Below are 18,190 nucleotides of genomic sequence, written 5' to 3'. Positions count from 1 at the left end.
GATAGTTCTATAATTGATTAAAAGAGGCTCATGAAACTTCAGACAAAGGTACCTTTATCTAAGACGAATAAGCCAATTGATTATTCCAGTAGAGTTTTGATATTGGGGTCTTGTTTTTCCAAGAATATTGGCGCTAAATTGCAATATTATAAGTTCCAAACTTTGCAAAATCCATTTGGAATCCTTTTTCACCCCTTGTCCATCGAAAATCTTGTTAAAAGGACAACCCAATTATATAAATATTCAGAAGATGATATTTTTGAACTTAATGGACGCTGGCATTGTTTCGATGCACATTCGGAATTAAGTTCAGGGCAAAAGGAAGAGTTGTTGCATCGTTTGAATAGTGCGGTTTTGAAAACCAATCAATTTTTAAAGGAAGCTTCTCACATTACAATTACCCTGGGTACCGCTTGGGTCTATAGGCATATAGAAAATGGTTTATTTGTAGCCAACTGTCATAAGGTTCCGCAACGGGAATTTCAAAAAGTACTGTTAAATGAAGGTGAGATTTTGACTTCCATAAATAATATGGTAGTGGCGATCCGTACCATAAATACACAAGCCCAAATCATTTTCACCATTTCCCCGGTTCGGCATTTAAAGGGTGGATTTGTTGAAAACCAACGAAGTAAATCCAATTTGATAGCTGCGATTCACAATGTAATTGATTCCGAATCTAGTGCCGGAGGACATGGCGTGGTGTATTTTCCTAGTTATGAAATTATGATGGATGAGCTTAGGGATTACCGTTTCTATAAAGAGGACATGGTGCACCCTAATGCCTTGGCCATAGATTATATCCGGGAAAGGTTTAGTGAGGTCTCGGATTTCGGAAAAAGCTGATGACACAATGACGAAGGTAGATGAAATTCAAAAAGGGTTGGCACATAGACCATTCGATGCAAAATCAGAGGCCCATCAAAAATTCCTAAAATCTCTTTGGCAAAAAATTGCGTATATTAAATGGAGATACCCCTTTATGATTTTTGATAATTATCCTTCATGAGACGTTTTGTTGCTGGTGTTCTAATTACTTTGACGGTTGTATTTATTGTTAAGTCCTGTGGAGATGGCAAAGCGGACAAGGCCATTTTGGAAGAAAATTCCCTACTTATTCAAAAGCAAATTGAAAATGTGTCTAAACTTATCGTAACTGAGGGTCATTTTGCTGAAGTGTACAATTACAAGGATTCAAAAGAGCTTTTTGATCCTTTGTTGACTGCGGAAAAGAAGGCATTGGTAGTAGTGAACGCCGATGTAAGTATTTCTTATGACTTGAGTAATGTTTCCTTTGAGCTCGACGAGCCAAACAAAACCCTTAGAATTACAAGTATCCCGTAACCGGAAATTAAACTAAACCCTGATTTTGAATATTATGATGTTACCGCAGATTATCTAAATCAATTCGATGCTGGGGATTATAATACCATCAAGCGTAATGTTCGGAACTCATTGATAAAAAAAGTGGAGGCTTCTAGTCTAAAATCAAATGCACAAAATAGATTGTTAAGTGAGCTTCAAAAATTTTATGTACTCACCAGTAGTATGGGTTGGACGTTGGTATATCAGGACAGAAACATTGAATCAGCCAGCGATTTCACTGTGGCACATTAGAAAATTGCTTTTCCACCAACCCAACGCCGTCATCTATTAAATGGCCCAATTTAGGATTTTCTAGTTTTATGGAATGTAAATGCTCTTTTATTTCCTTGGCAAAATTCAAATCCTGATTTCCAACGGCCAATTCAAATAATTCAACAGGGAGTAACCAATCGTTTGGATATCTGTTTTTTAGTTCATTAAAGACCTTGTTTCTAGATATGGTGGTGTTCTTTCCGTTCCTGAAGTCCCTTATTTGCTGGTAAAGACTTTCCAGTTCACTAGATTGATTACCTTGAGGCTCTGCTTGGGAACTACTCAATTGATGGTCTATCAAATCAAAACTTTTGAGGTCTGCCGATCCGTGGTAGGCGGAAACTATCCGCTCCCCGATAGCCATATTGTAAAGTGAATCTTTCGACTCAAACAGTACCCGTCCATCATATGTGACTCTGCAGTTTTCAAAAGTGATCAGAATAATTTGCCCCTGTAGATTTCTAGTTCCGGTTACAATTGTGCCACTCACGTTGATTCCGCCTTCAAAATCCAAGGAGACGTCATTCCCTTCATAGATATTATATGCTTTAAGATCTCCGGGGCCCATATCCTCGATAGCTATATTGATACCTTTTAGTCTACCCACCGGAGAACCGAATCCGGTTTCATGTTGATGGGTGTCCTGGCCAACCAATTCCTTTTCCCTGTATGCCAAGGCCGACTTTCCAACGGTTTGAAAGTAGATGGGTTCCCCGTCATGGGCAATAAGGCTTTCAAAATTTCCGAGAGACCTGTAATCCAGTACTAAGTTCAATCGTTCCCAAATCCCTTGAATCAATTAGTTTTTGAAGTCCGCTTAACCCACCTGTTCTAAGCGCCATGGTGTTTGCAAAATCTTCCAAAACCTGACTTAAAAAAGCAAAATCCGGCGTTACGTACAGTTGTGGTTGGGGTTGCGTAATATCAAATGAAGTATGTGCAGCTTCCAATGAATAGGGTACTTTTTTAACCTTATCCGTCATACACCAAGCACTTTCACCAATGCTTGATAAAAGCCCTGCACCATATATTTTTGGATTTTCCGAGTTCCAATAAGCCCATATTCTACGATCCACCAATGTAGGTTTCTAATTAGGGCCATTTCACTGGGTTCTCCCATATTCTTTTGAAGATGTTCCACCAAATTTTCGGCCTCCTCAATTTCTTTCTGTGTCGTACCTTTAGCTTCCTTGATAATGGATAATCGCCTAACCGCTTGATAGAGTTCAAAATCCTTGGCATTTGAGATGGCTTTACTTCCAATTTCACCGAATCTTCTCAAGTAGGCGGCATATTCAGGGTTTGCAATAATTGGCGCGTGGCCGGCTCCCTCATGGATTATATCTCGGTGCCGGGGTATATTCTATGTTCTCAAGTTGTCTGATGTCAGAAGCAATAACCAAAACGTTATAAGCCTGAAACTCCATAAAAGCGGCGGGAGGAATAAATCCATCAACTGCAACGGCAGCCCAACCCAAATCTTTTAGAATACGATTCATTCCATACATATTTGGTATACTTTCTATGGAAATCCCCGTTTTTTTCAACCCATTGGTATAGGAATCATGGGCCACTTTACTTAAGTAATCAACATTCTTTCGCATTACATAACGCCAAACCGCTTGATTGATGGCCGTATAATGCTCATAATGCTGTGGTTTGATATACTGCTTTAAATGCTTGGGAAGTTTGTCAAGGATAGGGTTGCTTTCGTAACTCATAAGCTTCTAACTGATATTGATTTCTAATTTGGGATTCTATTAAAGTTAAATAATATAGTTTTATTTATCTGTTAAATTTATATTTAAAGGATATTATTCCTTTTATTTAAATAATATTTAGGAAAAAATTTGTTTTTAAATGAATTTGAACAGCTACTCGGAGGAAAAAGTATTATGGAAAAATTAGATAGCATAGACAGGCAGATTTTGAGAATTTTGGAAAATGATGCCAAAGCAGTGGCCAAATCTATAGCGGACCAATTGGGAATGACCAAGACACCCGTTTATGAGCGAATTAAACGTTTGGAAACAGAAGGGTTTATCAAGAATTATAAAGCGGTTTTAGACACTACAAAAATTGAACCTAGTATTACGGTATTCAGCTTTGTTTCATTGGATGCCCAAAAAGGTAGTCTAATGGACAATTTTTTGGAAAATGTTGCCCTCTTCAATGAAGTAACGGAGTGTTATGTGGTAGGTGGAGAGTTTGATTTTCTATTAAAAATCACTGTAAAAAATCCGGATGCCTATTATGAATTTGCAAAAACAAGGATAGCTACCCTTCCTAATATTGGGGCCGTAAAGAGTGCCTTTGTATTAAATGAGGCAAAAAATAGCCAACATTTCCCATTACTATAACAAAGCCTTTCCAGCATTGATGATAGGAAAGGCTTTGGTTAAAAAAAGAAATAATTCCTATCTCGGAAGCTACCGAGTTAGGGGGGTATTGCTCCAATATCTGCGAAACAAACTCCTTAATTCTCTGTTCTTTCTTTTCAATGTTATTGGTATTGGCCAAGGTTCCTTCTCCTTTTCCTTGCCACACCAACTCTTTGTTTTTGGTATCAATTAAGTCAATATAAAGAGATCCTTGAGTACGGGTACTCACGCTAGGTCCCCAGCCCCAGCCCCAACCTGGACCCCAAGCCCATGCTGGTCCCCAGCCCCAAGCTCCTCCCCAGCCCCAGCCGAAGTTGTTATTGTATACATCTACACGTTCTTGTTCCTTGGTGAAGATGCTGATCAACAAATCGGGGTTTTCAGATTTCACAAATCCTCTAGAAGACATTTCATCTTCAATGGCGTGCAGGATTCTCTTTTTGTCCAAGTCTGAAATTTGTGCCTTGTCGATACCTGTTTTGTAAAAAGCGTAGGATTTATATTCGTTAAAATTGGCCTTTTGGTCATAATCGGAGAGTACCCTAACCGAGGAGCAAGAGCTCAGTACCACTAATACCAAAGCGATTAGAGATAGGAATTTAAAGTTTTTCATAGCAATCAATTTTTTATTTAAGGAGTTAATTCTCTACTGATGTAGTCTCAAAAATCATGCCGAATGGCCCGCTATTGCTTGTTGGTTTTAACGTTGTAACCATATGGACAATGCCTACAACCACTTTCGCAACAGTATCCTCTTTTTAGATGGTATTGAGGTGTAAACACCCTATACCCCTCATCCGACCAGTAATAATCTCCTTCTTCAATAGGAATAATTTTTTTCATTCACCGAGTAAATCTTTCATTTAAATAGGCTATAGCATAGGATTTGCCTGAGATAAAATTAGAATATTTCTGTTGATAACACACAGCCGTTAACAATTATAGATCCATGTTTAATGGGGTTTTAGCATGATCAGGGCATATTGGTATAATTGTTGGCAATAAAAGTCAAGTCCTTTTTTGGTGTTACTTTTTTAAAAGTATCTTTGGGTAAAAGAGAATTTTCCTGTCTATGATATTGGTTTTTAAGCACTTCTTCTACAGAAATTATGTTGGTCTCTCCCTTTGGCCCTTTATATTTCTAAAAAATCATAAACTTAAGAACGATAAGGAATTGATTAACCACGAAAAAATTCATCTAAGACAGCAACAGGAACTCTTGATTCTACCTTTTTATATTTTTTACATTTTAGAGTGGTTGGTGAGGTCTGTTCTTTATCCGGATACATACAGGGCATATCAGAATCTAAGTTTCGAGCGAGAAGCCTACATGAACGAGCGGAAATCCGATTATTTAATAAATAGAAGGCCCTTTAGTTTTATGAAATATCTTTTTCATAAATAATAAGCAATTTGCAGAGTGAAAATCAATATCCGAACTCCCTCTTTTAGAGGAAAAGCAAGTTGTTCTTGCCATAAAACGTGAGGATTTAATTCATCCGTTAGTTTCGGGGAACAAGTATCGAAAATTAAAGTACAATTTAAAGGAAGCCAAACAATCCGGGAATACTAAATTGTTGACCTTCGGTGGTGCATTTTCCAATCATATTGCCGCCATAGCCGTAGCAGCTAAAAATCACGACTTGGATGTCGTCGGAATCATTAGGGGTGAAGAACTGGTCGATAGTTGGCGACAGAACCCCACACTTCTAAGGGCTTATGAAGATGGGATGCGTTTCAAATTTGTAAGTAGGGAAACCTACAGAAAAAAGGAGAATCTTGACTTTTTAGAGTCTTTACACGATGAATTCGGTAATTTTTACATAGTCCCGAAGGGGGTACCAATACTTTGGCCATAAAGGGCTGTGAGGAAATTCTTGAGAGCACGGATAAGGACTTTGATATTATCTCAGTTTGTGTGGGCACGGGAGGTACAATTGCGGGATTGATTAATGCATCCAACAATAATCAACAAATTTTAGGGTTTCCTGTTTTAAAGGGGGATTTTTTGGAGGACAATATTAAAAATCTTACAGGCAAACTAAATTGGAGACTCTGTTCCAAGTATCATTTTGGGGGTTATGCTAAAATTAGCACAGAACTCGTAGCATTTATAAATGAATTCAAATTACAAACGGGTATTCCATTGAATCCCATCTATACTGGAAAAATGATGTTTGGGTTGTTAGAAATGATCAAGAATGATAATTTTGCCCCTGGAACACGAATATTGGCAATACATACAGGGGGATTACAGGGTATACAGGGAATGAACGAAGTATTGCGAAAGAAAAATTTACCTTTGTTGGATATATGAGAATAAAAATCATTGTACTCTTATTGATGATCGTTGGTGCAGTTGGATGTAAATCCAAAAAGGCATACTCTGATAAGTTGAGAACCGAAAATGTTCGCGCAGAGAGCAGAAAAACTAAAGGAGAACCTTTATCCACTAGGGATACTTCAATGCCCGAAGACTCCGGTAAGTTTGTAAAATTTAGAATAGAGACCATTGAAGAATACATTCGAACATTTTCAGACATTGCCCAACTGGAAATGAAGGCCTACGGTATTCCCGCAAGTATTACTCTAGCACAGGGCCTTCTCGAAAGCGGTTATGGAAAGGGCGAATTGGCACTAAAGACCAATAATCACTTCGGAATAAAATGTCATACCGGGTGGGAAGGAGATTATGATTTTCACGATGATGATGCCAAGGGAGAATGTTTTAGAAAATACAACCATCCCATGTACTCCTTTAGGGATCATAGTATTTTCTTAACTACTAGGAGTCGCTACGCCTTCCTTTTCGATTATAGGCCTACAGATTATAGAAAATGGGCCCACGGCCTTAGAAAGGCCGGTTATGCTACCGACAAACGCTATCCTCAAAAACTGATTTATCTGATTGAAAAGCATCAATTATATACCTATGATGGTGGTGTTTTGGATACTGGTTATGATGACGACAGGGTTGTTATTACTGAAAATGATGCCGTTCACATTGTAAAAAAGGGGGATACGCTTTATTCTCTTTCCGAGAAGGTATTATGTATCTGTGGATGAGTTGATGCGAATGAACAATCTTAATGATTCCGGACTTTCCATAGGTCAAAAACTTTTGGTCAAATCCACTTCCGTAAACAAATAAAGGATGATTTATAAAAGAAGCAGTGCGCTCTTTGCCGAGGCAAAACAATATATTCCTGGTGGTGTAAACTCCCCTGTTAGAGCCTTTAAGGCGGTAGGTGGCGACCCGATTTTTGTGAAAGAAGCCAAAGGTGCCTATTTGTGTGATGAGGATGACAACAGGTATATTGATTATATCGCATCTTGGGATTCATTGATTTTAGGACATGCTTATGAACCCGTTTTAAATGCCATAATCGATAAGGCCAAAAGAGGAACATCTTTTGGTATGCCCACCGAAATTGAGACTGACCTGGCGAAACTGGCTGTTTCTATGGTGCCCAATATCGATAAAATTCGGTTTGTAAATAGTGGAACGGAAGCTTGTATGAGCGCCGTTAGATTGGCGAGAGGGTATACAGGTAAAGATAAAATCATAAAGTTTGCGGGATGTTACCATGGCCATTCGGATTCTTTTTTAATCCAGGCAGGCAGTGGGGCCGTAACTTTTGGTAGTCCCAATAGTCCTGGGGTTACCCAAGGAACGGCAAAGGATACGTTATTGGCATCTTATAATGATTTGGAAAGTGTGGCCAATTTGGTTAAAGTGAACCAGGGTGAAATTGCAGCCGTTATTATTGAGCCAGTAGCTGGGAATATGGGATGTATTATTCCTACTGATGGTTTTATTCATGGGCTAAGGGAACTCTGTACACAAAACGATATTCTTTTGATTTTCGATGAGGTAATGACAGGGTTTAGGCTTGGTAGGGGAGGTGCTCAGGAAGCCTTGGGTATAAAAGCTGATATCTTGTGCTTTGGTAAGGTTATTGGCGGAGGACTGCCTGTAGGAGCCTTTGCCGCGAGTAATGAAATTATGGGCCATTTAGCTCCTGAGGGACCGGTTTATCAGGCAGGTACGTTAAGTGGTAACCCATTGGCAATGAGTGCAGGATTGGCGATGTTGACAGAACTTAACAACAATCCGGAAGTTTTTACAAGTCTTCAGGAAAAGACTGCGCATCTGCATGTTGGGTTGTCCAAGGCATTGGATAAAAAGGGGCTTCCGTATCAAATAAATCGGTTTGGCAGCATGATTTCGGTGCATTTTACGGATCACCCAGTCATAGATTTTGCCACTTCAGCCAAGGGAAATAATGATACCTTTAAAAAGTATTTTCATGGTATGCTAGACCAAGGAATTTATCTGCCCCCCTCGGCATTTGAAAGTTATTTTCTAAATGATGCCTTGTCCTACGAAGACTTGGATGAAACTATTGAAGCGGTCGGGAAAATAGCATTATAGGCACACTAATCATGAGGTAAGGAATCAAATTCCTTTCTTTTGGTTTCAAACCATTTTTGCATATCCTCTTTTGATTGCATAAGAGCCTTCATTTTCTCCATGGCTTTTAGATGTGCCTCATCTTTTTTTAAAAACATTTCTGTACCGTGTTTTTTACTCAATTCCGACATTTCGTCAAATGTTTCTGCCTGAAACTTTTGTTCGCAGGAACCACCTAGTTGTTTGCATGTCATTGTTTTCATTGGTAAAAATTTGATGAACCCACAAGATCACGTTCGTTAAGAAACACGCTCATTATATGTTCTTGTTGTTTTCTTATAATTCAGCAGTAATGGTATTCAAAATTGTATCTATAAATTTCATTAAGGGTGCGTAATGTGCTTCCTCCGTGGCTTGGCTTGTGGACAAAAACAAGAGCATTTTGTTCTCAAATTCTATGGAGGACAACAAGTCAAGGTTGCTTTTAAAACCGGACTCAACATCTGAGAGTCCCAATTCTGTATTAATGCCTGTAAGGTGAAAAACTGTCTTTAAGCTATATTCATTGGTTCTAAACATTTTCAACACATTTTCCCTATGTAGTCCTAGGTCTCTTTCCTGCCTAGTTACGTCCTCTAAAGTAGCTACCCAGTTGGTAAGCATAATCCTTAATTTTGGGTTGGAAATTTTTTTAAGACTGCCGTAATTGATAATCTCGTTTAAAAAGGAGTTGTTCGCGTCAAAGGCAATATCGGATACCATTGAATTATATAATAATCTCGAAAATTCCATCTCTCGGAGGCACGGAGTCCTTAAGGTTAATAAGTTCCAATATTTCTCGAGTAGCTTCTATATTGGCTTTATTTACAGCCATAAGTTCTGTCAGTTTATATTTATTGGTATTGAACTCCTCTTTTAGCCCTAGTAAATAAGTTTTTTCATTTTGGTAATCTATGTTTCTTTGGTTTTTGTTGTTGATGGCTAGTGCGATCAATATTCCTATAACTACCAAAACGATTTCACCTATGGCATACGCCGGATATCGGCCTAATTTTTTTTCAGCAAGTAGTTTTTGTCTTGTTTTTCTAAAGAATTTTATCATTAGTAAAAAGCTATGGTTATGTTAGTTCTACTTTTACCAAGGTCAAAGTTTCCTCTTTTCCCCTAAGGGCAACTTCCCCAATTTCCGAAAATTTAAAACGGTTGTCCATTTGAAAACCTTTATTCATTGTATAGGAAACAAGAAAGTCAGTATTATATTTTTTGCAAGCCCCTTGTATTCTTGCAGTCGTATTCAATATGTCGCCCGTAAAAACAATTTCTTTTTTAAGAGCCCCGATCTCTCCAGTGGTTACTTCCCCAAAATGCATCCCCCCCTTAAATTGAGGAGCAAATCCATAGGTGTTTAGGAAGAAATCCGATTTTGCCTCCAAGGCACTTTTCATTTCGAAAAAAGTATGAAGGCAGTTGTTTTTTTTGATTCCAGTAGCGTATTCCCAGGTGATTACGATTTCATCGCCTATATATTGATAAACGTCCCCTCCGTATTTAATAATGGCATCCTCCAAGGAATTATAGTAATCCCTTAAAAAGAAAAAATATTTCTTGGTTCCCAATTTTTCTGCAATTGAAGTGGAATCCTTCATATCTGTAAATAAAAAGATTCGATGTTCTTCCTTTGGTCGATGGTATTTTCCAACGATAAAGTTTAGTAAAACTCCGTGTCCCAAATTATCACTTATCTCGGCATAGATTAAAGAAATAAACAATGACGCCGCCAGCTGTACCAAAGTACTAAAATGGACTGTGCTGGATAAAAAATCCAAATAGCGTTGCCAAATGAGGGAAGAGAACAAAGGAACCCGCAGTTCAATACTGGATGCAATGGGATATAATACCATCATAATCAAGGAAAAGAGAACTAGGTAAAAAATGAGTTTGAAGAGGACTTTTTTGTAGAAGGGCTTATGCGTAAATAACCTGTTCAATAATGTTATTTCTAGAAACCCCACAAATGAACCGACCAAGAAAACGGCCACACTTGCAAAAATGAAAACTGGGAAATTTATCCGGATCGCCTCTTTTTGGGAAGCCCCAACCCCGAGGATGGCAGTTTGTTCAATAAATAAGAACAGCCAGCCCAAGAGTGTCCGAGATAACACCAAAAGAGAGAATTTTACTAAGTTTTCGCTTGGTCTTATAGGAAAGCAATTTCAGTTATTTTAAGGTTCGGTGGGTATTAGAATGTAATCCATACCAATTTAATAATTCTTGGTAAATGGGGTCTATAGGGTACCATCAATAATAGTTTTACTCTTTTTGTGCAATCCTGAGTACGACATTTCCCTTTTTTTGGCCTTGTTCCACATAGCGATGGGCTTCAACTACTTTGTCCATCGGGAAAATCTTGTCGATGACGGCGTCGAAACATCCCGCTTCAAAAAGTTCCTTCAGTTTTTTCAATTGCTCTTTTGATTCTGAAGCAACTTCCGGACCTTCAACGGTCTTAAAAACACCACCTTGCTTTAATAAGGATTTACAATGTTTTTTCGAAGCCTTGCCCACAGCATCGAAAACTATATCATATTTGGTCGTATGTTGGTCAAAATCACCTTGGTCGTAGAAAATTATTTCAGAAACATTCAAACGCTCCATAAGATCCTTACCACGAGTACTGCAAACCGCTGTAATATTGGCATTGTACGATTTGGCAATTTGAACGGCTGCTGTACCTACGGAACCGGTTGCTCCGTATATAAGTACTTTTGCATTCGGTTTGTTTTCAATTCTTGCCTTCTCCAAAAAATAAATGGCGGACTGCCCACCAAAAATTATGGCAGCGGCCTCCTCAAATGATGCATTTTTTGGCGCTTTGATAAGAGTACCCTTTTCTTTTACGACGATGTATTCTGCATTGGTGCCGAATTTTAAGCCCGTTGTGCCAAACACTTTGTCGCCCACCTTATATGTGTTGACTTTATTACCCACGGTCTCAACTATACCAGAAAAAACCGTACCTAAAATTGGTTTTCGAGGTTTGGTAAAACCAAGGACAAAGCGCATTATTATTTTCATTATTCCATTAATCTTAAGACCTCTAATCCTATCGTCCGCCGAATTGACCGCAGTTGCCATTACTTTTATCAGTATATCATTACTGTCCGGTTCAGGTTTTTTTAAGGTTATTATTTTTAATACCTCCAGAAATTCATATTTAGGGCAGACTATAGCTTTCATAGTTTAATATTAATGAATTTAAATCAAGGGAAGTAAAGGTCAATTCCTTTGGATAAATAATGATTTAAATCCCATAGCGGTTTTATATACCAAATAGCATCCAATGAGTATCACTGTACCAACCAAGATAGGTAGTATGCCTCCAAAGGTAAAAACCATTCCAATTACGAAACCCAATAAATGCTCAGGCAAATACAAAGGTTTAAAAAGAGCAATGAAAAAGGGCAAAAGGATATAGAAACGAAGGATTTCATCAAAATCTAATTCCCATAACAAGGAAGCTACAGTTCCAAAAATCAATGCCGCCAAAAACCGGTTCAATATACTTTTCTGGGTTTCCTTACTCTTTTCCAACCGTTTGGAAGTTATTGACAAGCATATCCAAGTTAATATTGGTACGGTCAATAAACCCCACCAGTTAGTAATACCGGGTAAATCTTCCCTTGCCAGTAAATTATGGGTTATTACACCACCGTTGATGTATTCCCAAAGAATACATACGGAAGTAAAAAGTAGTACTCCAATAATTACCCGAACTTATTTTTTCCCTTGAATATCATGCTTGTTTGATTAGTTGATTAATGAATGCTTAAAAATAGGTCGTAACTTATCTTGGTTTGTTACCCATTTTGATCAAATTTTATCATTGAACAGTAGATTGGATTTTTTTGATATTAATGAAAAAGAAAAGACCCTGCTTTCAAAGCAAGGTCTTTTCCTAACAATCAACTAACTAAACAACCTATTTTATTCCGCCTTTGGTTTGCGGTCTTTTCCTTTTCTGTGTTTCCCCCTTTTTTGGCGCATTTTTTCCCATTTAGAATATTGAGTATCGTCTAGAATGGATTTCATCTCCTCCTTTTGTGCAATTTGTTGGTCCAAACGTTCATTCCGCAACGCGAACTTTTCATCATCTGTTAGGGTTTCTCCACTTTCCTTTCTCGCTTTATGAGCTTCCATTTTAGCCTTTCTTTCGGCCGCATTTTTGGTGAATAAAGCTTGTATTTTGGATTGTTGGTCCTCCGTAAGGTCTAAGGCCAAGGTCATTCTTTTGGTCTGTAGTGTTGCCATTTGTTCAGGGGTCAAATCTTTCATGTGCCTGTTTCCTCTACCTTCTTTTCTATTATGATCCTGAGCCATGGCGGAAATGCCGATTAACAAAATGGCCGTCATTATTACTTTTTTCATTGCTTTATTTTTTATGGATTTTGTAGATAAGACCGTCTTGAATGGGAAAGGTTTAAAGTCTATTTGGCTTTTAATAGTATTTTAACTTAGTAATTCTGTTTAAACCAAATAAAAAAGACCCTCTTATTAAATTGGGTCTTCGATTCATTTTGAGCTTAGAAACATTAATTTTTGACTATAGTTTCTTTTGTCGATTCTTCTTCGTCACCATAAATTACAGCCGGCTTTTTCAACTTCTCCCATTTTCTGTATTGTTCATCGGTCAGTATACTTTTCATCTCCTTTTTATGGTTATCCGAAGTTCATCTCGCTTACCAATTTTGGTGGATGAAACACGATGGCCCCTATTTTGAATTTTGTTTTTATATTCATTTTTTGGATTTGACATGGATTTTATTAGGTGATTCTTTATCCTATTTTTTTGCCCAGGTCCTAAGTCTAGGGCAATTGCCAAACTCTCAGAATGTAAAATAGCAGCTTGTTCCTGGGTGTATGGGGTTTCTAATGCCTCGCTTTCCTTTTTTACGTTACGTTGTGCTATGATTGAAGTGCCAATCAAAAATATCGCCGAGACAGAATAATTTTCTCATGTTTGTAAAATTCTATTACTTAAAATCTTTTGCTCCGAATATATCAAACGAATTTATCGGTAAGAATCGTATTTTAAGGGTCATTTATAAATGCATGGACACAAAAAAAGCGCAACTGATATGGTTGCGCTTTCATAACATATTGTTAGTTTCTTATTGTACGGCATCGGTAGCCATATTTTCTGTAAAGGGTTCTACAACGATATCCGCTTTGGCCATTTCCTCATTTTTGGGAAGCAATTGATTGGATTGCTCGTTCATTTGAAAATGATAAAATACGGCTGCTATTACAAAGCAACTTAAATAAATTAGGCTTTTGAGTTTATTATTCATGATGTGGGGGTTTTTAATTCTGATCCTAAGCTATAAAATATGAACGTACAAAAACTCGTATTGTTGTGAAATGGACTTTTTTTGATGGCAAATAACCCCTTTATGTAGTAAAACGAATATTTTCATCGGATCTTTTTATCATTTCATCGACAATAGCTAAAATCACAAATTTTACTCAGGATTTAAAATGTGGTCAATTCTCTGCTCTACATCCTGTAAATGATACCTGCTCATTCTATCCGAAGTACGGCCAACGGCATTTCTGACATCCCTTTTTACGATGTTCAATTCCGCCCTAGCTACCGAACGTATATCGGATTGACTCGTATTTACTTTTGTTGACTTCCTATAGCCACCAAAGTCTGATAACTTATCCTGGTTCTCAGCGGTCATTAAATAGGCTAAACGGTCTATATGCGCTTTCTGAAGGTTTCTTCTGTAAGTATCAATCTTTCTTCCGGAGCGCAATTCTGACCAGATTCCTTGTCTAAGGTCGTCCATCATTTCTACTAGGGTGTATGCATTTGTTCCATTGGCAGCTTCGTTTTCGACCAAACGAGCCATTTTTCCAAGACTCATCATATTGTTCAGCGTACGTTCTTGTATAGAACGGATACGTTCCACAAAACCGGAATATTGTATTCGACCAAAAATATCCTGATCTAATAGCCACTCAGGTGTTTGGAACAACTGTTTCTGAATGAATTCCATACAATTTTCCTGATGTTCGGCGTCAACATGGGTATAGACGGCACCCTCTTGGTCATAAGTTTTATGATACTCATAGACCCCTCCAATATTGTTGGACACATGGCCCATGTAGCGGTTATACTGAGCGATCACCTGACCGTAAAGCGTTTCAAGGTCGTCATAGTTTTTACCGTCTTCTTTGGTTCACTCAATTAATTTGGGAACAATTCTTTTTAGATTGGCAATACCATATTCACTGGCTTTAATGGCATTGTCCCCCAAATCCTCCGTTTGGGAACTTGGATTCACTATATCTCCAACTTGTTGATGTCCAAACCTATAAAGGGGATCACCAGCATGTTCTAAAATCCACTGGTCCAAAACTGGTTTCTCCTCTTTCGCCGACTTGTCCAAAATGGGCTTATAACCCCATTTTATGGCATATTTATCATAAACACCAATATCCGGCATCAGCGCGACTCCCTCATCTCCCGGTTGTGCTATATAGTTAAAACGGGCATAATCCATTATGGATGGTGCGGTGCCATACTTTTTAGTAAAGCTTGCAGAACGCAGGGAATCTACAGGATAAGCAACGCTACTTCCCATATTATGGGGTAAACCTAACGTATGTCCAACTTCATGGGAAGAGACAAATCTGATCAGCCTACCCATCACCTCCTCATCAAACTCTACACCTTGGGCAGACGGATTTATGGCCGCGGTCTGTACAAAAAACCAATTACGTAATAAGCTCATTACATTATGGTACCAGTTGATATCGGATTCCAATATTTCTCCACTTCGGGGGTCACTTACGTGCGGTCCGTTCGCATTGGGGATTGGAGAGGCTAAATACCGTACTACTGAATATCGAACATCTTCGGGGACTACTCCGGATCTTCTTCAGGGGTAGGTGGGTCCTGGCAATGATGGCATTTTTAAAACCAGCTTCCTCAAAGGCCACTTGCCAGTCCTCTATTCCCTTTTTTATGTAGGGCACCCATTGCTTTGGAGTCGCTCGGTCTACATAATAGACAATCTGTTTTTTTGGCTCTACAAGCTCACCGTTCTTGAATTTTTCCAAATCCTCATCTTTCACTTCTAATCTCCAGCGATCCAAGAAAGTGATCGTTTTGCTCTGCTGTGCGTCCAATCCATAATCCACCTGTCCTCCGGCAAACCACCCGACCCTTCTATCAAAATAGCGCCTTTTCATAGGTTCCTTGGGTAGGAGTACCATGGAATTATTGATTTCTATGGATATAGACCCTAAACTTCCATTGCTAGGAGGGTCTCCGGCTAAATAGGTTTTTACATGTCCGGCCTCCACATTTAATGGATAACTTTTGATACTTTCTATAAAGCTCCTGCTATCATCCAAACGAGAAACCTTATATCGTTTTCTGTAGGATTCTCGCATACCAAAGGGTTTGGTGTCTTTGGTAAAGATGTCATCTATCTCGATAACGGTTGCCGGGCTGATAGAATCTTTCTTGTAGGCTTTTATATCAAAAGCGTACAATACCGGTTCAAAATTTGAATTAACAACGGCCTCATGTACGGGAAGTGAGTCGGCAGCTACCACATCGTGGCTAACCACACGTAACAAAACTTTCTTGTCCTTTTTTTCCCATCTAAGTACTTGGGTATTTATTTTTCCACCACCAAAACCAATTTGTGAGGCCGTTTTTGCGATTCGGCTCACCATCAACATTTCCCTATTGAACAGAGAATCAGGAATTTCATAGTAGTGCTTATCGTCCACAATGTGAACATGGAATAGACCCTCATCTGTTTTGGCCTCTTTGGTAATGACCTTATCGTACGGCTGAATTTTATCCTTACTGGGCTTTTCCGCGGCTGTTTCGGTCTTCTTTTTTTTCTTTTTGAAAATTTGGGCCTCCGTAGTGTGGAAGCTAAACAAACATACCGCTGTAAGTAGCGGAAACAGTAACTTTTTACTCATTTAATTTTTGGAATTTGGTCAATTTATCAAAGAACTGAAAAATTAATTTAAAGGATTGTTAAGGAAATCATAAGCATAAAATGTAACATTCCGTATTTTTTGGCGTCTACTAAGTAGGGAATATCATTTTATAGTTTCTGAATTAGTTAGGTATAAAGCCTCAGCAAGAGCTGGGGCTTTATCTTTTTATCTTATTATTCTAATTTCTGATCATAAATGCTCAGGTCCTTAGAAGAGCAAGGGAAGGATAAATTGGAACAATCCAATAAGCAGAATAACGGCAATTAGATTAAGCAAAATACCTGCCTTCGCCATTTCATGCACTTTTATATACCCACTGGCAAATACGATAGCATTTGGTGGAGTAGCCATTGGTAGCATAAAGGCACAGCTACTGGCCATGGTGATTGGAATCAACAAATATACGATGGGAAGCCCCAAACCTATAGCTATGCCAGCGACTACTGGGGCCAAAACCGCTACAAGGGCCACATTGCTCATCAATTCTGTCATAAACAACATTAGAAAAATCAATAGAGCGGCCGTAAACAAGATACTGACATCGCTCTCGGCGATTGCCCCTGCGACCAAATCTACAATACCGGTCACAGACATCCCTTCCGCTAGGGCTAACCCGCCACCGAATAGGACAAGTATGCCCCAGGCCAGCTTTTGGGTGTCCTTCCATTCCAAAACAAAGTCTCCTTTTTTTAGGTTAAAGGGCACTGCAAAAAGAATGATGGCAGCGAACATGCTAATCATTGCATCTGACAGGCCTAAAAATGGAAAAATGGAGTTGATTACAGTTCTAAAGATCCAAAGGAAAACGGTGATTCCAAAAATGACCAGGACCATTTTTTCCTTCCCGGAGGTAGGGCCCAATTTTCTTAATTCACTGTCTATAATTGTTTTCGAGGCATTAAATTTTGAAGCGCCATTTGGAAACATGAATTTTACCAAAACGACATAACAAAGGGTAATCATAATCAATGAAAATGGCAGTCCGATAATCATCCATTTTAGAAATGATATTTCGATGTTATACTCATTTTCCAACAAACCGATGAGCACCGAATTTGGTGGGGTGCCAATTACCGTGGCGATACCCCCTGCGTTGGCTGAAAATGCAATGCCCAGCATAACACTTAAAGCAAAATTTCGGTCGCTTTTGGTGAATCCGTCGGCATCGTTTATTAGTAGTTGAATGACCGACATTGCAATAGGTAACATTACAACCGTACTGGCCGTATTACTTATCCACATACTTAAGGTGGCCGTTGCTATCATAAAACCCAAAATTACCTTATTGGGTGTTGTTCCCGTAATGCGAATGATTGAAAGTGCTATGCGCTTATGGAGATTTACTTTTTCTAGGGCCAGTGCCATCACAAAACCTCCAAAAAATAAAAAGACAATGGGACTCCCATAATTGGCCCCAACATCTTCCATGGGAATTATTTTTAAAAGAGGAAATAACAATAAGGGGAGAAGTGCCGTTACCGATATCGAAACCGCTTCCGTGATCCACCACACTATCATCCAAAGGGCGACCGCTATGACAGCATCCGCCTGATCTGAAATCAGAACGTTCGGTAGATTGATCAGTAACAGAAAAAGAATGGGACCTAGAAATAGCCCCCATTTTTTGCTTAGTGCCATGGGTTTTTTCAATAGGATCCTAAACTATGATTTTTTACCTTAATAATTAAGAATAATTATCAAGGGCTAATTTCGGCAGGAATTATAATGC

Annotated in this window: 16 protein-coding genes and 4 pseudogenes; 7 read left to right on the top strand and 13 right to left on the bottom strand. The window is 38.6% G+C overall.

Translation table 11 applies throughout. From position 1 onward, the window contains the following. Positions 1-30: 30 nt before the first annotated feature. Together NYZ99_RS15845 and NYZ99_RS23235 are read left to right on the top strand one after the other, a co-directional pair. Positions 31-846, top strand: a complete 816-nt coding sequence (locus tag NYZ99_RS15845) for a GSCFA domain-containing protein (RefSeq protein ID WP_338039056.1) — start codon at positions 31-33, stop codon at positions 844-846. 159 nt (positions 847-1,005) lie between these two features. Then, positions 1,006-1,617 (top strand): annotated as a pseudogene (locus NYZ99_RS23235) (DUF4230 domain-containing protein). On the opposite strand, the pseudogene NYZ99_RS15835 reads toward NYZ99_RS23235, so the two are convergent. Then, positions 1,601-3,359: pseudogene (locus tag NYZ99_RS15835) on the bottom strand (aromatic amino acid hydroxylase). The pseudogenes NYZ99_RS23235 and NYZ99_RS15835 overlap by 17 nt on opposite strands. Before the next feature lie 174 nt (positions 3,360-3,533). Between NYZ99_RS15835 and NYZ99_RS15830 the strand changes: the two are divergent. Beyond that, entirely contained in the window at positions 3,534-3,998 is a 465-nt protein-coding gene (locus NYZ99_RS15830; protein ID WP_260572248.1) for an Lrp/AsnC family transcriptional regulator, read from the top strand. Between the two features lie 73 nt (positions 3,999-4,071). Here the strand turns inward: NYZ99_RS15830 and NYZ99_RS15825 are convergent. Both NYZ99_RS15825 and NYZ99_RS15820 read right to left on the bottom strand, forming a co-directional pair. Next, positions 4,072-4,632 (bottom strand): annotated as a pseudogene (locus NYZ99_RS15825) (DUF4136 domain-containing protein); the annotation flags it as partial. A 71-nt stretch (positions 4,633-4,703) separates the two neighbouring features. Then, positions 4,704-4,862 carry a C1orf53 family protein gene (locus tag NYZ99_RS15820; protein ID WP_260572247.1) on the bottom strand — a complete coding sequence of 53 codons (159 nt, stop codon included), beginning with the start codon at positions 4,860-4,862 and terminating at the stop codon, positions 4,704-4,706. Positions 4,863-5,596: 734 nt separating this feature from the next. On the opposite strand from NYZ99_RS15820, the gene NYZ99_RS22170 reads away from it, so the two are divergent. From NYZ99_RS22170 to hemL, 4 genes are all read left to right on the top strand, one after another. Further along, complete coding sequence (locus tag NYZ99_RS22170; protein ID WP_338039055.1) at positions 5,597-5,878, top strand: hypothetical protein; 282 nt, start codon at positions 5,597-5,599, stop codon at positions 5,876-5,878. Further along, the gene (locus NYZ99_RS22165) at positions 5,869-6,336 is read left to right on the top strand and encodes a 1-aminocyclopropane-1-carboxylate deaminase/D-cysteine desulfhydrase (RefSeq protein WP_338039054.1); all 468 of its coding nucleotides are present in this window, start codon (positions 5,869-5,871) and stop codon (positions 6,334-6,336) included. Before NYZ99_RS22170 ends, NYZ99_RS22165 begins: the two co-directional genes overlap by 10 nt. Beyond that, positions 6,333-7,085: a glycoside hydrolase family 73 protein gene (locus NYZ99_RS15805; RefSeq protein WP_338039053.1), complete on the top strand. Its 753-nt coding sequence runs from the start codon at positions 6,333-6,335 to the stop codon at positions 7,083-7,085. Before NYZ99_RS22165 ends, NYZ99_RS15805 begins: the two co-directional genes overlap by 4 nt. An 88-nt stretch (positions 7,086-7,173) precedes the next feature. After that, positions 7,174-8,454 (top strand): glutamate-1-semialdehyde 2,1-aminomutase, encoded by a 1,281-nt coding sequence (hemL, locus tag NYZ99_RS15800; protein WP_260572245.1) that lies wholly within the window; start codon positions 7,174-7,176, stop codon positions 8,452-8,454. Positions 8,455-8,459: 5 nt separating this feature from the next. On the opposite strand, the gene NYZ99_RS15795 is transcribed toward hemL, so the two are convergent. The 10 genes and pseudogenes from NYZ99_RS15795 to NYZ99_RS15750 form a co-directional block, all read right to left on the bottom strand. Further along, a complete protein-coding gene (locus tag NYZ99_RS15795; RefSeq protein ID WP_260572244.1) occupies positions 8,460-8,696 on the bottom strand; it encodes a DUF1059 domain-containing protein in 237 nt (78 codons plus the stop codon). 73 nt (positions 8,697-8,769) lie between these two features. After that, the gene (locus tag NYZ99_RS15790; RefSeq protein WP_260572243.1) at positions 8,770-9,195 is read right to left on the bottom strand and encodes a hypothetical protein; all 426 of its coding nucleotides are present in this window, start codon (positions 9,193-9,195) and stop codon (positions 8,770-8,772) included. 4 nt (positions 9,196-9,199) lie between these two features. Then, positions 9,200-9,535, bottom strand: a complete 336-nt coding sequence (locus tag NYZ99_RS15785) for a DUF6090 family protein (RefSeq protein WP_260572242.1) — start codon at positions 9,533-9,535, stop codon at positions 9,200-9,202. Positions 9,536-9,551: 16 nt separating this feature from the next. After that, complete coding sequence (locus NYZ99_RS15780; RefSeq protein ID WP_260572241.1) at positions 9,552-10,337, bottom strand: adenylate/guanylate cyclase domain-containing protein; 786 nt, start codon at positions 10,335-10,337, stop codon at positions 9,552-9,554. A gap of 406 nt (positions 10,338-10,743) precedes the next feature. Beyond that, complete coding sequence (locus NYZ99_RS15775; RefSeq protein WP_260572240.1) at positions 10,744-11,670, bottom strand: NAD(P)-dependent alcohol dehydrogenase; 927 nt, start codon at positions 11,668-11,670, stop codon at positions 10,744-10,746. 39 nt (positions 11,671-11,709) lie between these two features. Beyond that, the gene (locus NYZ99_RS15770) at positions 11,710-11,991 is read right to left on the bottom strand and encodes a hypothetical protein (protein WP_260572239.1); all 282 of its coding nucleotides are present in this window, start codon (positions 11,989-11,991) and stop codon (positions 11,710-11,712) included. A 426-nt stretch (positions 11,992-12,417) separates the two neighbouring features. Next, positions 12,418-12,858, bottom strand: a complete 441-nt coding sequence (locus NYZ99_RS15765) for a hypothetical protein (protein ID WP_260572238.1) — start codon at positions 12,856-12,858, stop codon at positions 12,418-12,420. A 743-nt stretch (positions 12,859-13,601) separates the two neighbouring features. Beyond that, positions 13,602-13,781, bottom strand: coding sequence for a hypothetical protein (locus tag NYZ99_RS15760; protein WP_260572237.1), 180 nt, complete (start codon positions 13,779-13,781; stop codon positions 13,602-13,604). Positions 13,782-13,952: 171 nt separating this feature from the next. After that, positions 13,953-16,440, bottom strand: a pseudogene (locus NYZ99_RS15755) (zinc-dependent metalloprotease). 228 nt (positions 16,441-16,668) lie between these two features. Further along, complete coding sequence (locus NYZ99_RS15750; protein WP_260572236.1) at positions 16,669-18,099, bottom strand: SLC13 family permease; 1,431 nt, start codon at positions 18,097-18,099, stop codon at positions 16,669-16,671. Positions 18,100-18,190 lie beyond the last annotated feature (91 nt).

It is taken from the genome of Maribacter litopenaei (assembly GCF_025244665.1).
GTDB classification, from domain to species: domain Bacteria; phylum Bacteroidota; class Bacteroidia; order Flavobacteriales; family Flavobacteriaceae; genus Maribacter; species Maribacter litopenaei.
This window is presented reverse-complemented; position numbering and strand designations above follow the sequence as displayed.

What these genes read in the sequence shown, in the direction of transcription:
- NYZ99_RS15845 (WP_338039056.1), top strand. Translation starts at nt 31, where the DNA reads ATGAAACTTCAGACAAAGGTACCTTTATCTAAGACGAATAAGCCAATT.
- NYZ99_RS15830 (WP_260572248.1), top strand. Translation starts at nt 3,534, where the DNA reads ATGGAAAAATTAGATAGCATAGACAGGCAGATTTTGAGAATTTTGGAA.
- NYZ99_RS15820 (WP_260572247.1), bottom strand. Translation starts at nt 4,862, where the DNA reads ATGAAAAAAATTATTCCTATTGAAGAAGGAGATTATTACTGGTCGGAT.
- NYZ99_RS15805 (WP_338039053.1), top strand. Translation starts at nt 6,333, where the DNA reads ATGAGAATAAAAATCATTGTACTCTTATTGATGATCGTTGGTGCAGTT.
- hemL (WP_260572245.1), top strand. Translation starts at nt 7,174, where the DNA reads ATGATTTATAAAAGAAGCAGTGCGCTCTTTGCCGAGGCAAAACAATAT.
- NYZ99_RS15795 (WP_260572244.1), bottom strand. Translation starts at nt 8,696, where the DNA reads ATGAAAACAATGACATGCAAACAACTAGGTGGTTCCTGCGAACAAAAG.
- NYZ99_RS15790 (WP_260572243.1), bottom strand. Translation starts at nt 9,195, where the DNA reads ATGGTATCCGATATTGCCTTTGACGCGAACAACTCCTTTTTAAACGAG.
- NYZ99_RS15785 (WP_260572242.1), bottom strand. Translation starts at nt 9,535, where the DNA reads ATGATAAAATTCTTTAGAAAAACAAGACAAAAACTACTTGCTGAAAAA.
- NYZ99_RS15780 (WP_260572241.1), bottom strand. Translation starts at nt 10,337, where the DNA reads ATGATGGTATTATATCCCATTGCATCCAGTATTGAACTGCGGGTTCCT.
- NYZ99_RS15775 (WP_260572240.1), bottom strand. Translation starts at nt 11,670, where the DNA reads ATGAAAGCTATAGTCTGCCCTAAATATGAATTTCTGGAGGTATTAAAA.
- NYZ99_RS15765 (WP_260572238.1), bottom strand. Translation starts at nt 12,858, where the DNA reads ATGAAAAAAGTAATAATGACGGCCATTTTGTTAATCGGCATTTCCGCC.
- NYZ99_RS15760 (WP_260572237.1), bottom strand. Translation starts at nt 13,781, where the DNA reads ATGAATAATAAACTCAAAAGCCTAATTTATTTAAGTTGCTTTGTAATA.
- NYZ99_RS15750 (WP_260572236.1), bottom strand. Translation starts at nt 18,099, where the DNA reads ATGGCACTAAGCAAAAAATGGGGGCTATTTCTAGGTCCCATTCTTTTT.